Below are 16,240 nucleotides of genomic sequence, written 5' to 3'. Positions count from 1 at the left end.
GCGCCGAAGCGGATGCTAGCCCGCGGCGTGCTGGCGGCGGAGTGCGGTGAGCACGGTGCCGTTGGCGCCCGCCCATCCGCCGAGGGTGGCCGGGACGATGGGCGGAACACGATGGAACGTCGCCCGCTCCCGCACGTAGCGCTCGGCGAGCGTCACGAGATGATGCGGCGCCTGGGCGAGCCCGCCGCCGATCACGATGCCGCCGGGGTCGACGACCGCGCAGAGGGTGAGGAGTGCTTCGGCCAGTGCCGAGGAGGCCCGGCGCACGATCGCGGTCGCCGCGCCATCCCCCGCCGCGAACGCGTCGAACAGCGCCTCGGGCCCGCCTCTGCCACCGGCCTCCGCCCACGCGTCTCGCAGCGCGGGGGCTCCGATGATGGTCTCGAGGCAGCCGCGGCGCCCGCACGAGCACTCGCTGCCCACCGGGTCGATCGTGATGTGGCCGAGTTCTCCGGCGGATCCGTGGGCACCCGTGACGACTCGTCCGTCGACCACGTGCGCGCCGGCGATCCCGGTGCCGAGGGCGAGCACGAAGACGTCGTCGATGCCCGCGCCGGCACCCCACGAGGCCTCGGCGACCGCCGCCGCGTGCCCGTCGTTGATCACGTCGACCGGCACTCCGAGCGCGGACTCGAGCTGGCGTCCGAGCGGGGCGCCGTCGAGCGCGGGGATGTTGGCCGAGCGGATGACGACACCGTTCTCCTCGTCCACGATGCCGGGGATCGAGAGCACGAGGCGCGCCAGGGCGCGGTCACCCCTGACCGTCCGCGCGATGGCCGCGAGGGCTTCGGCCGGAGAAGACGTGGGCGTCGCGTTCCTGCCGCGGGCGAGCGGGGTCGGCGGCTGCGCCATCGATGCGTCGGCGCGGGCGAGAAGATGTTTGACGCTGGATCCGCCGACGTCGAGCCCCAGCACGACCGCGGTGTCATGGTCGCCCGTCCTGCCCCTGCCTGTGTGCGCGTCGGAAGCGAGCGCCGTCACGGAGCGATCACCCGGGCGGCCGCACGGGCCTCCCGTCGCAGCGCCTGCTTGTCCGGGTCCGGGACGGGCACGGATGCCAGCAGGCGCCGGCTGTACGGATGCTGCGGCGCGAGGAGCACATCGTCGGCCGATCCGGTCTCGACGATCTCGCCCTTCAGCATCACGGCCACGCGGTCGGAGATCTGATGCACCACCGCGAGGTCGTGGCTGATGAAGAGGCAGGCGAAGTGCATCTTCTCCTGCAGCGAGCGCAGCACCTCGAGCACCGCGGCCTGCACCGACACGTCCAGCGCAGAGGTGGGCTCGTCGGCGATGATCAGCTCGGGCTCCAGGGCGATGGCCCGCGCGAGTCCGATGCGCTGACGCTGTCCTCCGGAGAGCTCGTGCGGATAGCGGTTGGCGTACGTCGTCGGCAGCTCGACCGCGTCGAGGAGCTCGGCGACGCGGGCACGGCGCTGCGCCGCCGTGGTCGGCAGCTTCCGGCGCTGCACGAGCATCGGCTCGGAGATCGCCTCGCCCACCGTCATCCGCGGGTCGAGGCTCGAACCAGGATCTTGGAAGATCGCGCCGACGCGTCCGCGCAGCTCGCGTTCGCGCCGGCGACCGACGCCGCCGCGACCGACCTGCTCACCGAAGAGCGTCATGCTCCCGGCCGAGAGGGGCAGGAGTCCGAGCGCGGCACGACCCAGGGTCGACTTGCCCGACCCCGACTCTCCGACCAGACCGAGGATCTCACCGGGGGCGATGCGCAGGTCGACGCCGTCGAGTGCGAGGAACGAGCGCCCTCCGCGGCGGTAGGTGACGCTCGCACCGACCATGTCGAGCACCGCATCAGGCACGGATTCCGGCTCGACGCGCTCGACGACCGTCGCGATGTCGGGCAGGGAGGGGACGGCGCTGAGCAGCTTCTTCGTGTAGTCCTCACGCGGGGCCGTGAGCACCTCACGGGTGCTGCCGATCTCGACCATGGTGCCGCGGAACATGACGGCGACGCGGTCGGCGATGTCGGCGACGACGCCCATGTTGTGGGTCACGAGCAGGAAGGCCGTGCCCGTGTCGGCGGCGAGGCGACGGATGAGGTCGAGGATCTCGGCCTGCACGGTCACGTCGAGCGCGGTGGTCGGCTCGTCGGCGATGATCAGCTGCGGCTCGCAGGCGAGGGCGATCGCGATGACCACGCGCTGACGCTGACCACCGGACAGCTCGTGCGGGTAGCTCTTCGCGCGCCGCTCGGGCTCGGGGATGCCCACGCGCTGCAGCAGCGCGACCGCACGGTTCCAGGCTTCCGCCTTCGCGACGCCGCCGTGGTTGAGGATCGCCTCCGTGATCTGGTCGCCGATGTGCATGCTGGGGTTCAGAGCCGTCATGGGCTCCTGGAACACCATCGAGATCTCCGCACCGCGGATCGCGTTCATCTCGGGCTCGCCCAGCGGGAGGATCTCGCGGCCGCCGAGACGGATGGAGCCGGTGACGGTCGCCGATCGCGGCAGCAGCTTGAGCACGGCCATCGCGGTGACCGACTTGCCCGATCCGGATTCTCCGACGAGGGCGAGCACCTCTCCGGCGCGCACCTCCAGATCGATGCCCTTGACGGCCTCGACCGGGCCGTCCTCAGTGCGGAACGTGACGGTGAGGTCGGTGATGGAGAGCAGCGCGTCGCTCATGCGGCACGTCCCTTCACGTCGAAGAAGTCGCGGAGGCCGTCGCCGATGCTGTTGAACGCGCACACCGTGAGCACGATGCAGAATCCTGCGGGGAAGATGAGCCACCAGGCGCCGGCGTAGGTGTAGGTGATGCCGCTCGTGAGCATGGCTCCCCAGTCGGTGGCCGGCTTCTGCAGGCCCATGCCGAGGAAGGAGATGTAGGCGACGAGCAGGATCGCGTCTGCCACCTGGAAGGTCGCGTTCACGACGATCGTGCCGACCGTGTTCGGGACGATGTGCTTGAGCACGGCGCGCGAATGGGTTCCGCCCATCGCCCGCAGCGCCAGCACGTACTCGCGCGACTTGAGCGAGATCGATTCGGCTCGCACGAGACGCGCGGGCACGAGCCAGGACACTAGTCCGATCACGCAGATCATGAGCGGCACGCTCGGGCGCAGGATCGCCGAGAGGATGAGCAGCAGGAAGGTCGCGGGGATCGCGATGCCCGCATCCACGACGCGCATCATCACGGTGTCGACGGCGCCGCCGACGTAGCCGGCGATCGCTCCCCACAGCGTGCCGATGACGGTGGCGAGGATGCCGGCCGCCAGGCCGATGAGGATCGAGATCTGTCCGCCCATCATGAGGCGGCCGAGCACGTCGTAGCCGATGTCATCGGTGCCGAGCGGGTGTCCTGGGCTGCCGGGCGGGAGCATCGTGTTGCGCAGGTCGGTGTGGATCTGGTCCGTCGGATGGATCAGCGGTCCGACGAAGCAGAACAGCAGGAACAGGGCGATCGTGACGATGCCGAACACCGCGAGCTTGTTCTGCAGGAATCGGCGCATGCCGCGCTGACGCGGGGTCAGCGTCCGGGTCAGGATGGTCGTCGTGCTCACGAGAGCTCCTCACGGGTGCGCGGGTCGAGCAGAGCCTGGATGATGTCGGCGAGGAGCGAGCCGATGACGGTCGCGAGCGCGATGACCAGGATGCAGCCGAGCAGGACGGGGTAGTCGGAGGTCTGCGCCGACGTCCAGAACAGCAGCCCCATGCCGGGGTAGTTGAAGAGGGATTCGACGACGATCATGCCGCCGAACATCACGGGCAGGTAGTAGCCGAGCATCGCGATGACGGGCGTCAGGGAGTTGCGCACGACATGACGGGTGATCACGACCGAGACCGATGTGCCCTTGGCCCTGGCGGTGCGGACGTAGTCCTCAGAGAGGTTGTCGATGGTCGCGGAGCGCATGTAGCGCGAGAACGTCGCGATGATGCCGAGGGCTGCGGTGGCGACCGGCAGCACGAGTCCTGCCGGGTTCGCCAGCACGTCGCCGACGGTCTCGCCCTGCGGCGCCTGGGCGGGCACGAGTCGGAGCCACTGCGCGAACACGATCACGAGGATGAGACCGAGGAAGAAGGACGGTGTGGAGTAGACGATGAAGTTCCACGTGGTGAGGATGTAGTCGGCGGCCTTGCCCCGACGCACGGCCTGGAAGATGCCCATCGGGATCGCGATGATGAGGGCGATCAGCATCGAGATGAGCGCGAGGATCAGCGTCTTCGGTAGGCGCTGGCCGATCGCGTCGGCGACCGGGCGGTTCAGTTTGAACGAGTCGCCGAGGTCGCCCTGGAGGAGCTGTCCCAGGAAGTTGAAGTACTGCTGCCACAGGGGCAGATCGAAGCCGTTCTCACGATTGAAGGCGTCGATCTGCTCCTGTGAGGCCTGCATCCCGAGGATGCCGGCGGCGGGACCGTTCGGCATGGCGAGGTGGAGCAACGCGAACACGATCAGCGTCACGATGAGGATGACGATGCCGCCCTGGCCGACCCGCCTCAGCAGGTACCACCAGAATCGGCCGCCGCCGGCCCTCTCCTTCTTCTGCGCGCTCTGCGCTGCGTCCACCACGCTCATGTCATCCGTCTCTTGTCACTCGGTCCGGGAGTATCGCTTGCTGCGGGACTCGTCAGTCGGTCCAGGACCAGCGCTGCGGCAGGAACGACGCACCCGGGTCCTGGTGGGCGATGTCGAGTCCGTCGCGCACGACCGACACCTGGTACACCGGGTTCGGCATCCACATGACCGGGAGGTCGGTGGCGAGGAACTCGGAGTACTTCTTGGCGATCTCGGGGTCGGTCGAGAAGGCCATCGCCTGGACGAGCTCCTCCGCCTCGGGGTTGTCGTACTGACCGGCGTTCCACTTGGTGTCCTTCGCGAAGACGCGCTCACCCGTGGCGTAGGGCGGGAAGTACCAGCTGCCCGCGGTGCCGAAGAAGACGAGCTCCCACGTGCACGCGCTGCCGGTCTTGCACTCCTGTGCCTGCGTGAGGACCGTGTCGAGCGGCTTGGAGTCGATCGTCATGGTGACGCCGATCTTGCCGAGCGACGACTGGATCTCCGCCATCATGTTGTCGGTCTCCTGCGAGCCGTTCTGCGTGGTGACGACGATCTCCGCCTTCTCACCCGCCGCGATGCCCTCGCCGCACTGGCCGGCATCCGTTCCGGCGTCGACGCAGGAGAGGTTGCCGTCGGCATCCTTCTCCCAGCCGTTGTCGGTGAAGAGCTTCTCGGCCGCCTTCAGGTCGAAGGGGTACGGGTTGTTCTTCTGCACGTCGGAGAGGCCGCTCGAGTCCGCCGTCTGCGGGATGGGCCCGTAGTCGGGGGTCGCCGCGCCGTGCCAGACGACCTCGGAGATGGTCTCCTGGTCGACGGCGTGCTGCAGAGCCTGGCGCACGTAGAGCTGCTTGTAGAACGCACCCTTCTCCGGGTTGGCGAAGTTGTAGGGCATGTAGGTGATCGACCAGCCTGCCCACGGCTCGATGCTGTATCCGAGGTCGGTGAACTGCTGCTCGTTCGTCAGCTGCGAGCTGGTCACGTAGCCGTAGTCGACCTCGCCGGAGCGCACGACGTTCATCTCGGCGTCAGCCGAGGTGAACGGCAGGAACTTGACGTTCGGGATGCTCGGCTTGTCGTCACCGGTGTACTTCTCGTTCGCGGTGAGCTCCACCAGACCCGAGTCCGACCAGCTCTTGACCGTGTAGGGGCCGGCGACGGTCTTCCACAGGTCGTTGGTCGCGTAGGTCTTCATGTCCTCGGCTTCGGAGAACAGGTAGTCGAGCACCTGGGTGGCGCCGTCGGCGTCGCGGTCCAGGTCGCCGATCTCGCCGTCCGCGCTGGTCTTGTCCCAGACGTGCTGCGGCATCGGGTAGATCAGGCTGAGCTGGTTGCCGAGGAGGAACTCCTCGTTGTAGACCTTGTCCATCGTCAGCGAGAACGTCTTGTCATCGATGGTCGTGAACTCGGTGACGTTGTCGGGCATGAGCCCCGCGGAGTACCCGCCGGTCTTCTCGCTGTTGAAGCGCACCAGGTTGTACCAGAACTCGACGTCGCGAGAGGTGACGGGTTCGCCGTCGGACCAGTCGAGATCGTTCAGCGTGATGGTGATCGTCTTGAGGTCTTCGGAGAACTCGTAGGACTTGGCGGCGGATGCCTTCTCGTCCCAGCCCATCTCACCGTCGACGCCGTTGTATTCGAACAGGCGCGGCCACATGGTCGCCTTGATGGCGCTGTTGTGCGTGGCCATCTTGTCCGGCGAGGAGATCGGCAGGATCCAGTTCGGCCCTGTGCCGACCTGGAGCGCGAAGCTGACCGAGTCCTTCTCGCCAGCGGATTCGTTTCCGCTTCCTCCGGCCCCACACGCGGTGAGGGCGAGCGTCGCGACGGCGAGTGCGCCCAGGGGGGCGAGCATTCGGCGACGCAGCGTCTGAGTACGCAATGTAACCTCCTTGTTCCGATGCCGCACTGAGGGACGCGAGTTCGTCCAGCGGGCGACGTACTTTGAATCATGCCCGAAGCAAGTATCCCGAAATAGCCAGTTGCGTTACAGTTATGTAACTAACTTGGTGCGATTTCGGACAAACGGGCTGCTCTCGCGCTGTCTATCGAACGATCTCCGCAGACAGATCCGGCGCCGCTTCGAAGGCGTCGAAGGGATGCATCGGGCGCAGGATGCGGTGGTGCCCGAGTCGCTCGAGATCCTGATCGACGCCACCGGGGGTGAGCGCCAGCGTCCAGCCGCGCATGGCGGCGTACAGCTCGGGCTCGAGGTAGCCGATCTTGGTGACCACGATCTGGGCGGATGCCGGGTCGAGGCCGATCGAGGTGAAGTCCGTGATCGCGTGGTACGCCTTGCGGAACTCCGTGACGATGATGTGCAGGCCGCCCTTGCGCAGCACGGCCACTCCGCCCGCGTCGACATCACCCTCGTGCAGGCTGTGCAGCACCGCGTCGACGCGCACGGGTCCGTGCGGTCCGCTGTCGATGCGCGCACCGACCTCGAGCGACACCCGGTCGCCGATCCGGTGGCCGCGGAGCACATCGAGTGCGCCCTTGTCGAACACCGATGCGCACAGCGTCACCGGGGCGTCATCCGCGGTGAGTTCGGGCTTCTGCAGCAGCTGCGCGAGAGTCCAGGTGACGTCTCCCGTGCCGCCGGCGCCCGGGTTGTCACCCGAGTCGCTGATGAAGTACGGGGTGTCGGTCGCGGCGAGACCGGCGACGACGGCCTCGTCGAGCGTGCCGGGAGGGCCCACGAACTCGAAGTCGTCGCGCACAGCCCAGAACGCCTGCCCCAGCTCCTCGGCCGCCGCCGTGGTCGCCGCCTCGTCGACGCCCGTGACCACCACGGTGGCGTGGCAGCGGGGCTCGTCCGCCCAGGCGTAGCCGATCCAGATCGCGGCATCCGTCACTCCCGGACGGGCCTCGATCTCGGGGATGCGGGCGTACAGGCTCTTCGCCGGCTCGACGCGCGTGCTGGTCTTCTCCCCCGGCAGGAGGATCGGCACCCGCACCCAGGCGCGATGCGGGGCGGTACCGCTCTCGAGCGCCTCGACGAGGTTGCGCATCGCGCGGTCGCGCGTCTCCCAGGTGTCCTCATGGGGAGCGAGCCGGTAACAGGTGATGAGATCGACGTTCTCGATGAGGGTGCGCGAGACGTTGCCGTGCAGGTCCATCGACGCCGAGACCATCACGTCGGGGCCGATGACGTCGCGGATCGCGGTGATCAGGTCGCCCTCGGCATCATCGAGGCCCACCACGCTCATGGCGCCGTGGATGTCGAAGAAGAGGCCGTCGAGCGTCGAGCCGTCGGCGACGAGCGCGGCCAGACCGTCGCAGATGCGCGTCTTGATGCTCTCGTAGACCTCGGGGAGCACGGCTCCGCCGGGGATCGAGCGCGCGTAGTAGACGGGGAGCCACTCCGCCCGATCGGTCAGCTCACCGTTGCGGATGGCGTCGTAGCGGCCCGTGAGCTCGTCACCCTCGACGCGCTGGAAGTCGCGTTCGCCTGCGCGGTGCGGAGAGAACGTGCTGGACTCGATCGCCATGCCGGCGATGGCGATACGGGGACGCGCAGTGGTTTCGGCCATGCCAAGAGCTTAGACGCCGAATCGAAGCAAACCCAGCCGCTTCCTTCGTCAGATTGAAGACTTCCGCCGAAATCGTAGTTTTAAGCGACGCGCAGTTCCGCGTCGATCCGCGCAGGATCCAGGATGCTCTCCAGGAGCTCCCATCCGACGCCCCGGGCTCCGGCCAAGGCACCCGCCCTGCTCACATCGATCTCGAGCGAATCGGTCGACATCGGAAGGCACAGCGTGAACAGCGCCTGACGCACCCCGGCGACGAAGGCGTCCGCCGCGGCCAGTCGCCCGCCGAGCGCCAGGGTCTGCGGGTTGAAGAAGTTGATGATGGTCGCGAGCACCTCGCCCGTCCGCGCGCCGGCCTCGCGCAGGAGGGCCGTCGACTTGGGGTGGGCGTTCTGCGCCAGAGCCAGCACGTCGTCGAGCGTCTCGACCGGTTCCCCCGCCTCCTTGAGCGCATCGACGATGGCTGCGCCACTGGCGACGACGTCGAGGCATCCGATCCGTCCGCACGAGCAGATCACCGGGGGCGCGTTGTGCAGCGCGACGTGACTGATGTCGCCCGCGACGCCACGGAAACCGCGGTAGACCGCGCCGTCGAGGATGATTCCGCAGCCGATGCCGCTGCCGGCCTTGACGAAGACCAGCTGCTCGGTGCCGCCGCCCCGCTCGAGGAACTCCCCGACCGCCATGGCGTTGGCGTCGTTGTCGATCAGGTACGGCAGCGAGGTGACCGAGCCGAGCACCTCGCCGACGTCGACGCCGTTCCAGCCGGGCATGCGCATCGGCGCGAGCAGCCGCGATGTGCGGGAGTCGACGGGGCCGGGAAGGCTCATAGCGATGCCCTCGATCCGGAGGCCACCCGCTTCTTCCGCGAGGCGCTGAGCGCCTTCCCAGACCTCGCTGACGACGCTCTCCACCCCGTCGAGGAGCGAGACCTGCTCGATGGTCGAGGCCACGATCTCACCCCGCCGGTCGAGCAGCGCGATGGTGGCATGCCGTTCGCCGAGGTCGACCCCGGCGACGATGCTGCCCCCGGCCTTGACCGCGAGCACCCGTGGGCGGCGTCCGCCGCGCGACTCGCCCTGCCCCGTCTCCTCCACGTACCCGTGCGAGATGAGCTCTTCGATGCGCAGAGCGACCGTCGAGGCGGAGAGGCCGGTAAGCCGAGCCAGATCGGCCCGCGACTGCGCCCGTCCGGCGCGCACGAGCCGGAAGAGCTCGCCCGCGGAATGTGAGGTGTGTGCCGCCGGTGTCACGCTGTCCTCGACTCATCTTGTTTCGGTGGTCAAACAAAGATACTGCCAAGGTGGAGCAATGTCACCCTCCGCGAACCCTGCCGAGCCGGCCGATCTCGTGACGTCCGCGGCCAGACTCGCCGAGTGCACGACGCCACACTCGCCGAGTGCACGACGAACGACCGAGTGCACGGCTTCCTCACGAGAAGAAGCCGTGCACTCGGCAGCATCCGGTGCACTCGACACCGGCGACGGGACGCGGGGTCAGTGGCCGGCGGCACCCACCACCACGAACTCGTTCGGCACCACGTCCAGCGTGGCTTCGGCGGACACTTCTCCGCTGTGCAGATCGATCGCCAGGATGCGGTTCGCCGCAGGCTCCGTGACGTAGGCGATGTCACCGACCACGCGCAGGCCGGGGTGCGGCTGCTGCCACTCCGTGGGGCTCTGCCACGGGTCGATCACGGTCCAGGACTCCTGCACGGCACCGGTCTCGTCGAGCACGTTCAGGCTGCCGTCCGCACCGAGCACGATGATGTCGTCGTGGCCGCTGCGGCCGACGCCGCGCCAGGTGTACTCCACACCCTCGGGCAGGTCGACGACGGAGAGCGTCTGCGCGTCGGTGTCGACCAGCGCGAGCTGCGAGAGCAGGTAGCCCTCGGCATCAGGGTCGGCGTTGTAGTCGGCCGCCGCGATCGCGCTGGTGTCGGTGACGTAGGCATTGCCCGTGCGGCCGAACTCATCCGGCGCCTCGAGCTTGGTGAAGGCACCGTCATCGAAGAGCAGCACGCCGTCCTGGCAGCCGAACATCACGACTTCACCCTTGAGCGCTCCCTCTCCGTGCACGCTGGGGCACTGTTCATTGCGGGTGACCTCGGTGCCGTCGGCCGCGAGCAGACGCACACCGCTGCGCGACTCCTCCGTGCCGATCGTCGAGAGGGTGGTGCCGTCCGAGAGCTCGATCGCGACGCCGTGGTGTGCCGCCTCCGAGGTGATGGTGTCGAACTCGGGCAGGGTTCCGGTGCCGACCGCATCGGTGTCGAACACGCGCACGTCTCCGGTGCCGTCGTCGAACAGTGCGGTGCGGCCGGCGTGCGGCGTCACATGACCGGGCGCGACGGCGTCGAACACCTCGCCGGTGAACTCCACCGTGTCGGAGGCGAGGCCGGTGTCGAGCAGGTGGAAGCCGTCATCCGCCGTGACGAAGACGTGGCCGTCGTGGTCGCCGGCGCTGTTGACGCGCAGGAAGCCTCCGAGCTCGACCTGGTCGACCGTGTCGAGGGTCTCGCCGTCGAGCACCAGGATGCCGCCGTCATAGGTCACGGCGATGCGGGTGTCGCCCTCGTGGGAGTGGTCGGAGGTGGTGGGCTCGGCTGTTTCGGCGGCGGGCGCGGAGGTCGCGCATCCGGCGAGCGTCACGGCGGCGAGCGCGCCGAGCGCACCGATCGCGAGGCGGGTGCGGGCAGGTCTGGGCATGGTTTCTCTCTCTTTCTCAGGGGTGCGCGGATGCGCGCGACGGACGGCGCCGTCGAAGGATGGGTCAGCCGACCAGCTGCACGAACCAGGGGTCGAGGTCGGTGAAGATGCGGGTCGCGCGGAGGTCGTCGAGGTGATCGAGTTCGTGCACGACTCCGGCGACCGGATCGGAGACGTAGGCGTACTGCCCGTCGACGATCAGCTGCACACGATCACGGGATGCCGCATCGGCGAGGGATGCCGCGACCAGGGGGTCGGTGCGCGCGAGCAGCGTGCCGTCGGGGGCGAGGATGCGCACGCGCCCCTCGGCATCGAGCGCGATCGTGCGACCGTCGTCATCACCGATCGCGGCGGCGCGGACCAGCGGCACCTCGGAGGGGAGGAGCGTCCAGGTGCGCTGCCGCACGTCGAGCAGCCAGGCGCCGTTCCCGGCGACTCCGGCCAGGTCGGGGCGGTCGGTGCGTCCGCTCAGCTGCGCGGCCGGTACGCCGCCTGCCGGGTACGGGATGCTCTCGCCGGCGACTGCCCCACCGACCGCGCGGGTGAACAGCACGGCACCCTCGGCGCACGAAAAGACGGCGCCGACGCGGGTGATGTCGACATCCGTGGGGTCGGTGCACGGGATGCCGTCGCCTGGCACCGCGATGCCGTCGTCGTCGGCGACGTGGATCCCACCGCCGTTCGGTACGAGCAGGTGCCCCGCGAAGGGGACGACGGGACCGGTCGCCGCGGCGCCGATTCGGGGCGCGGCGTCGAGCCCGTCGCCGAGTGCGTCATGGGCGAGGGTGAGGAGCTCGCCGTCGAACTGGAGCACGGCGCGCTGCTCGCCGGCGGTGATGCGGGGGATGCCGTCGCCGTCGAGGGTGCCGAGCAGTCGAGGTCCACCGCGGAAGGAGTGGGAGTGGTCGCCGTGCGGCACTGTCCAGCGGGCGGTGTCGATGACGTCGACGGAGGTGCGGTCGCCGGCGCTGTGTGCGAGGTAGAGCAGACGGCCGTCGCCCTGGATGCTCGCGAGGTCGTCACGGGGCTCGGTGAGAGTCGTGCGTTCCTCGGTCTCGAGATCGACGAGCGTGGACCCTCCGTCCTCACCGACGAGGACCAGGGCGCGGGCAGGTGCGGCGACCTCGGCGGCACCTCCGCCGTCGATCCCGTGGGCGGCTGTGGTGGGGGCGGCCGGGGTCTCGACGTCCGGGCTGGAAGTGCCGCAGGCGGTGAGGGTGAGCAGCACGACGACAAGTGCGGCAGATCGGGCGGGGGCGCGGCGGGGGCGGTGGGCGTCCATAGGACTCTCACCTTATTGATAACGATTCTCAATCTCAAGTCTGGGCGCGATGGCGGCTGCGCGGATCCCCAACGTCGGCACCCCGGCGTAGGGTCGCTTCATGAGCAGCACATCCTTCGAGCGTCATGGCGTCGTCCCCTCCTATCTGCTCGCCCGCCTGGCCGAGTCGGGCCGCTTCCCCAAGGCCGCTGCCGCCGCGCGACAGACGCTGACCGCGGGGCGTCCGCCGTTCCGGGCGCGCATCGACCTGTCGATCGATGAGAACGGCGACCTCGTCGCCCAGCTGTCGGATGCGCCGAACCGCACGATCAGCGACGCCGGCAACACCCAGGCGCTGCCGGGGCTCGTCGTGCGCACGGAAGATGACGGCCCGGTAGAAGACACCGCGGCGAACCAGGCCTTCGACGGACTCGGCGCCACCTTCGAACTGCTGCTCTCCGCCTTCGGCCGCAACTCGCTCGACGATGCGGGTGCGCCGCTCGACGCCACTGTGCACTACGGCGTCGACTACGACAACGCGTTCTGGGACGGCGAGCGCATGGTCTTCGGCGACGGCGACGGCGAGGTGTTCCAGCACTTCACCGCGTCGACCACCGTCATCGGCCACGAGCTCGCGCACGGCGTCGTGCAGCACACCGCGAACCTCGAGTACCAGGGTCAGCCCGGCGCACTGAACGAGTCGATCGCCGACGTGTTCGGCGCGCTCACCGAGCAGTACCTCCTCGGACAGACGGCCGCAGAGGCGACCTGGCTGATCGGGGCCGAGATCTTCACGGATGCCGTCGAAGGCGCGGCCTTGCGCTCCATGATCGCGCCCGGAACCGCCTACGACGATGACGAGCTCGGCACAGACCCGCAGCCTGACCACATGAGCGGCTTCGTGCGCACGACAGAAGACAACGGCGGGGTGCACATCAACTCCGGCATCCCCAATCGGGCGTTCGCACTGTTCGCGACCGAGCTCGGCGGCAACGCCTGGGAGCGCGCCGGCACGGCCTGGTATCGGGCGCTGACCGGCGGACTGTCGACCACGGCGACCTTCACGGAATTCGCGGATGCCACCGTCGCCGCAGCCGGCGCGATCGACGAGGCCACCGGCGCCGCGGCTCGACGCGCGTGGACCACCGTGGGAGTCTATGAGCATGAGCGAGCCCCCGGTGCCGGTCAACAGGCCGATCGACGAGTCGACTGACGCCGACGTCGTCATCGCGGTGGTGCGCTCCGGCGGTATCGCGGGTATCAGCCGTCGCTGGCGGGTGGAAGCAGAGCCCTCCCACGCGTCGGAGTGGATCGCCCTGATCGAGAGATGCCCGTGGGACGAGAATCCGGATGCCTCCACCGGCGCCGACCGCTTCGTCTGGAGCATCCGCGTGCGCACGCCCGTCGAGCGTCACGAGCGCGAACTCCCCGACTCGGCACTCGCCGGCCCCTGGTTGGCTCTGGTCCAGGCCGTGCGCGAAGCGTCGCCTTCGGCCGACTGATTCCCACCCGCAGCCAGGTCGTGGGCTACTTCACCTTCCGCAGGGTGGGCTGACGCGGCATCCAGTCAATCCGGTGTGAATCCGCTCGCGCGCACCGCGAGCAGAGTCACAATGGGAGGCATGGGATTGTTCCAGCACCGCCCCGAAGAAGAAGAGAACCAGTGGGCCGGGCTTCCGTCCGAACCCCTCGAACGCGAGGGAGCTGACGTGCTCGACGCTGTCCCCTCCGTCGACCCGATGAGCCTCGGGCTGGGAGCCTCGGTGAGTTCCATCGTGTTCCCGGTCGCTCCCCCGGCACCTGCCGCCGTCTCGATCGAGAACCGCGAGCCGGGCGACGACCCCGACGCCTGAGCCGCTCCTCACCCCACCTCCACCGTCGAGCCACGTCGTCGCCCGCGGCTACGGTTGAGGGATGACGATCACCGCCGCCGCAGACGGCTCCGCCCTGGGCAACCCCGGCCCGAACGGCTGGGCCTGGTACATCGACGACGACAACTGGGGCGCCGGCGGATCGCCGCACGGCACCAACAACCAGGGCGAGCTGCAGGCGGTGCTCGAGCTGCTGAAGGCGACGGCCGGCTCCGATGAGAAGCTGCACATCTGGTGCGACAGCCGCTACGTGATCGACTCCGTGACCAAGTGGATGCCGGGCTGGAAGCGCCGCGGCTGGCGCAAGTCCGACGGCGGCCCCGTGCTCAACCGCGACCTGCTCGAGGGCATCGACGAAGCCATGCGTGGTCGGAACGTCGAGTTCTCGTGGGTCAAGGGCCACGCGGGCGATGAGCTGAACGAGGCCGCAGACGAGCGCGCCAACGCCGCGGCCAAGGCCTACCAGCAGAAGCAGGAGCCCCGCCGCGGGCCAGGGTTCACGCGGGGCGGTGGCGCGACCGCATCCGCCCCGGCGTCGGAGAGCCCCGAGGCACCGGAGCCCCCGACCCCCGCCGCATCCACCCCCGTCGCATCCGCTCCCCCGGCGTCCGCCGCACCGCTCTGGGCCGAGGCATCGGATCTGCTCGACGGGCTCGATGCCCCCACGGCCGAACCGATCGCACTGCAGCTCTCGCTCTCGGGAGAGGAGCACGCACGACTGCGAGACCGGGCCGAGGCACAGGGCGTGTCTCTCGAGCAGGCACTCCGCCGCCTGATCTGACCCGCGCGTACACTCGCACCATGTCTTCCGTCGCACGCACGATCGGCCGCGTCTTCCTGGGATCCTCCCTCGTCTTCGCCGGCGTCTCGCACCTCACGTTCGCCAGGGACGAGTTCCAGGCTCAGGTGCCGGAATCGCTTCCGCTCGATCCCGACGTGACGGTCGTGGCATCCGGTGCCGTCGAGATCGCCCTCGGGTCGGCATTGCTGCTCGCGCGCCGTCGCCGTCGCCTCACGGGAGTCGTCGCGGCGCTGTTCTTCCTGGCCGTGTTCCCCGGCAACCTTGCCCAGTGGATGCACCACCGCGACGGTTTCGGGCTCGACACCGATATGAAGCGCTTCGCGCGGCTGTTCTTCCAGCCCGTGCTGATCGGGCTCGCGCTCTGGTCGACGCGCAGCTCTCGACGGTGACGCGCGGCGCATGACCGAGCCACCCATCCCGCATCCGTAGACTCGATTGATGGAATGGGCGGAGGCGACGCAGCGGTGACGGCGCGTACCGTCTTCGGCCTGCTGCGGCTGAGCACGGCCGCCCTGTGCCTCGTCGCTCTCATCCACCGGCTCGCCTGGGGGCTGGCCTCGTACACGATCGCCAGCCAGAACTTCTTCGCCTATCTCACGAACCAGTCGAACATCGCGTTCGTGGTGCTGCTGTCCATCGCCGGCGTCATCGCGCTGCAACGCGACCGCGATCCGCGCTGGCTCACGGTCGCGCTCGCGATGGTGCTGACCTGGACGATCACCGCCGGACTCGTGTTCGCGCTGCTGGTCTGGCAAGCCGGCATCCGCGGCATCCGCATCGACGTGCCGTGGTCCGATCAGGTGCTCCACTTCTGGCTCCCCGCGTGCACCGCGATCGCCTGGGCACTCTCTCCGGGGCACCGCTCCGTGCCGTGGCGCGTGATCCCGGCGACGCTCGTCTACCCGCTGGTGTGGGGCGCGTTCACGATGATCCGCGGTCCCCTGATCGGCTGGTACCCGTACTACTTCCTCGATCCGCGACAGGTGAGCGGACCGGCCGAGTTTCTCGCCTCATCCGGCATCGCCCTCGCGGTCTTCGCGGTGGTCGCGACGGTGCTCGTGCTGATCAGCCGGATGCCGGTGCCGAAGCGGCTGCGGAGCGACGAGCCTCTGCCGGCGCCGGAGGATGCCCCCGTCAGGGAGCATGCCCTGTCCGGTGCGACCGCCCGGCGTTAGTCAGGCGCAGCGTCGCGCATAGACTTCCGAACCATGGACATGTTCATCGTGCTCGCGGCCCTGATCACGATTGGCGCGCTGGTGGTGATCGGCACATCCAAGGCTGCAGCGGCCGGCGCCCGCCGGGGCTCGATCTCCCGGGCAGTGAGCCGCTGGGTGACCGGACTCATGGTCGCCGGCCCAGGGCTCACCGTCGTGTGGCTCCTGTACGGCCAGGTCCAAGCGCACCGAGACGATGTCTCGGCCTATGACCGCGAGATGGGGGTCGCCGCCCTCATCCTCATCTCCTTCGTGATCTGCTGGACGGCAGCGCTGCTCACGTTCGCAATCGGCGCCGGCACGCAGGCCCGCCGGCGCCGGCGCACCCCGGACTATCGCTGA

16 protein-coding genes are annotated in these 16,240 nt (G+C 69.0%); 7 read left to right on the top strand and 9 right to left on the bottom strand.

Going from position 1 to position 16,240, the window contains the following annotated elements:
* Positions 1 to 15: 15 nt before the first annotated feature.
* The 9 genes from MRBLWO12_RS17230 to MRBLWO12_RS17190 form a co-directional block, all read right to left on the bottom strand.
* On the bottom strand, positions 16 to 981 hold the full coding sequence (locus tag MRBLWO12_RS17230) for an ROK family protein (RefSeq protein ID WP_363557682.1): 966 nt from the start codon (positions 979 to 981) through the stop codon (positions 16 to 18).
* Positions 978 to 2,645 (bottom strand): ABC transporter ATP-binding protein, encoded by a 1,668-nt coding sequence (locus MRBLWO12_RS17225; protein ID WP_363557680.1) that lies wholly within the window; start codon positions 2,643 to 2,645, stop codon positions 978 to 980. Before MRBLWO12_RS17225 ends, MRBLWO12_RS17230 begins: the two co-directional genes overlap by 4 nt.
* Positions 2,642 to 3,520 carry an ABC transporter permease gene (locus MRBLWO12_RS17220; RefSeq protein WP_363557678.1) on the bottom strand — a complete coding sequence of 293 codons (879 nt, stop codon included), beginning with the start codon at positions 3,518 to 3,520 and terminating at the stop codon, positions 2,642 to 2,644. Before MRBLWO12_RS17220 ends, MRBLWO12_RS17225 begins: the two co-directional genes overlap by 4 nt.
* Positions 3,517 to 4,533, bottom strand: a complete 1,017-nt coding sequence (locus MRBLWO12_RS17215; protein WP_363557676.1) for an ABC transporter permease — start codon at positions 4,531 to 4,533, stop codon at positions 3,517 to 3,519. The genes MRBLWO12_RS17220 and MRBLWO12_RS17215 overlap by 4 nt, the downstream gene beginning before the upstream one ends.
* Before the next feature lie 52 nt (positions 4,534 to 4,585).
* The gene (locus MRBLWO12_RS17210; RefSeq protein WP_363557674.1) at positions 4,586 to 6,394 is read right to left on the bottom strand and encodes a peptide ABC transporter substrate-binding protein; all 1,809 of its coding nucleotides are present in this window, start codon (positions 6,392 to 6,394) and stop codon (positions 4,586 to 4,588) included.
* A 163-nt stretch (positions 6,395 to 6,557) separates the two neighbouring features.
* Positions 6,558 to 8,045 (bottom strand): M81 family metallopeptidase, encoded by a 1,488-nt coding sequence (locus MRBLWO12_RS17205; protein ID WP_363557672.1) that lies wholly within the window; start codon positions 8,043 to 8,045, stop codon positions 6,558 to 6,560.
* 80 nt (positions 8,046 to 8,125) lie between these two features.
* The gene (locus tag MRBLWO12_RS17200; RefSeq protein WP_363557670.1) at positions 8,126 to 9,295 is read right to left on the bottom strand and encodes an ROK family transcriptional regulator; all 1,170 of its coding nucleotides are present in this window, start codon (positions 9,293 to 9,295) and stop codon (positions 8,126 to 8,128) included.
* 243 nt (positions 9,296 to 9,538) lie between these two features.
* The gene (locus tag MRBLWO12_RS17195) at positions 9,539 to 10,750 is read right to left on the bottom strand and encodes a hypothetical protein (protein WP_363557668.1); all 1,212 of its coding nucleotides are present in this window, start codon (positions 10,748 to 10,750) and stop codon (positions 9,539 to 9,541) included.
* 64 nt (positions 10,751 to 10,814) lie between these two features.
* Positions 10,815 to 12,032, bottom strand: a complete 1,218-nt coding sequence (locus MRBLWO12_RS17190; protein WP_363557667.1) for a hypothetical protein — start codon at positions 12,030 to 12,032, stop codon at positions 10,815 to 10,817.
* 100 nt (positions 12,033 to 12,132) lie between these two features.
* Here MRBLWO12_RS17190 and MRBLWO12_RS17185 point away from each other — a divergent pair, with 100 nt between their 5' ends.
* From MRBLWO12_RS17185 to MRBLWO12_RS17155, 7 genes are all read left to right on the top strand, one after another.
* Positions 12,133 to 13,224 (top strand): M4 family metallopeptidase, encoded by a 1,092-nt coding sequence (locus tag MRBLWO12_RS17185; RefSeq protein WP_363557665.1) that lies wholly within the window; start codon positions 12,133 to 12,135, stop codon positions 13,222 to 13,224.
* Positions 13,175 to 13,513 carry a protealysin inhibitor emfourin gene (locus MRBLWO12_RS17180; protein ID WP_363557663.1) on the top strand — a complete coding sequence of 113 codons (339 nt, stop codon included), beginning with the start codon at positions 13,175 to 13,177 and terminating at the stop codon, positions 13,511 to 13,513. The genes MRBLWO12_RS17185 and MRBLWO12_RS17180 overlap by 50 nt, the downstream gene beginning before the upstream one ends.
* Before the next feature lie 120 nt (positions 13,514 to 13,633).
* Entirely contained in the window at positions 13,634 to 13,864 is a 231-nt protein-coding gene (locus tag MRBLWO12_RS17175; protein WP_363557661.1) for a hypothetical protein, read from the top strand.
* Positions 13,865 to 13,925: 61 nt separating this feature from the next.
* Positions 13,926 to 14,663: a ribonuclease H family protein gene (locus tag MRBLWO12_RS17170; RefSeq protein WP_363557659.1), complete on the top strand. Its 738-nt coding sequence runs from the start codon at positions 13,926 to 13,928 to the stop codon at positions 14,661 to 14,663.
* A 20-nt stretch (positions 14,664 to 14,683) separates the two neighbouring features.
* Positions 14,684 to 15,073: a DoxX family protein gene (locus MRBLWO12_RS17165; protein ID WP_363557657.1), complete on the top strand. Its 390-nt coding sequence runs from the start codon at positions 14,684 to 14,686 to the stop codon at positions 15,071 to 15,073.
* A 75-nt stretch (positions 15,074 to 15,148) separates the two neighbouring features.
* Entirely contained in the window at positions 15,149 to 15,859 is a 711-nt protein-coding gene (locus tag MRBLWO12_RS17160) for a Pr6Pr family membrane protein (protein WP_363557655.1), read from the top strand.
* Positions 15,860 to 15,892: 33 nt separating this feature from the next.
* Positions 15,893 to 16,240: a hypothetical protein gene (locus MRBLWO12_RS17155; protein ID WP_363557653.1), complete on the top strand. Its 348-nt coding sequence runs from the start codon at positions 15,893 to 15,895 to the stop codon at positions 16,238 to 16,240.

The organism is Microbacterium sp. LWO12-1.2, from assembly GCF_040675875.1.
GTDB lineage: Bacteria > Actinomycetota > Actinomycetes > Actinomycetales > Microbacteriaceae > Microbacterium.
The sequence above is the reverse complement of the archived record's forward strand: the minus strand, read 5'-3'. Positions and strand labels throughout refer to the sequence as shown.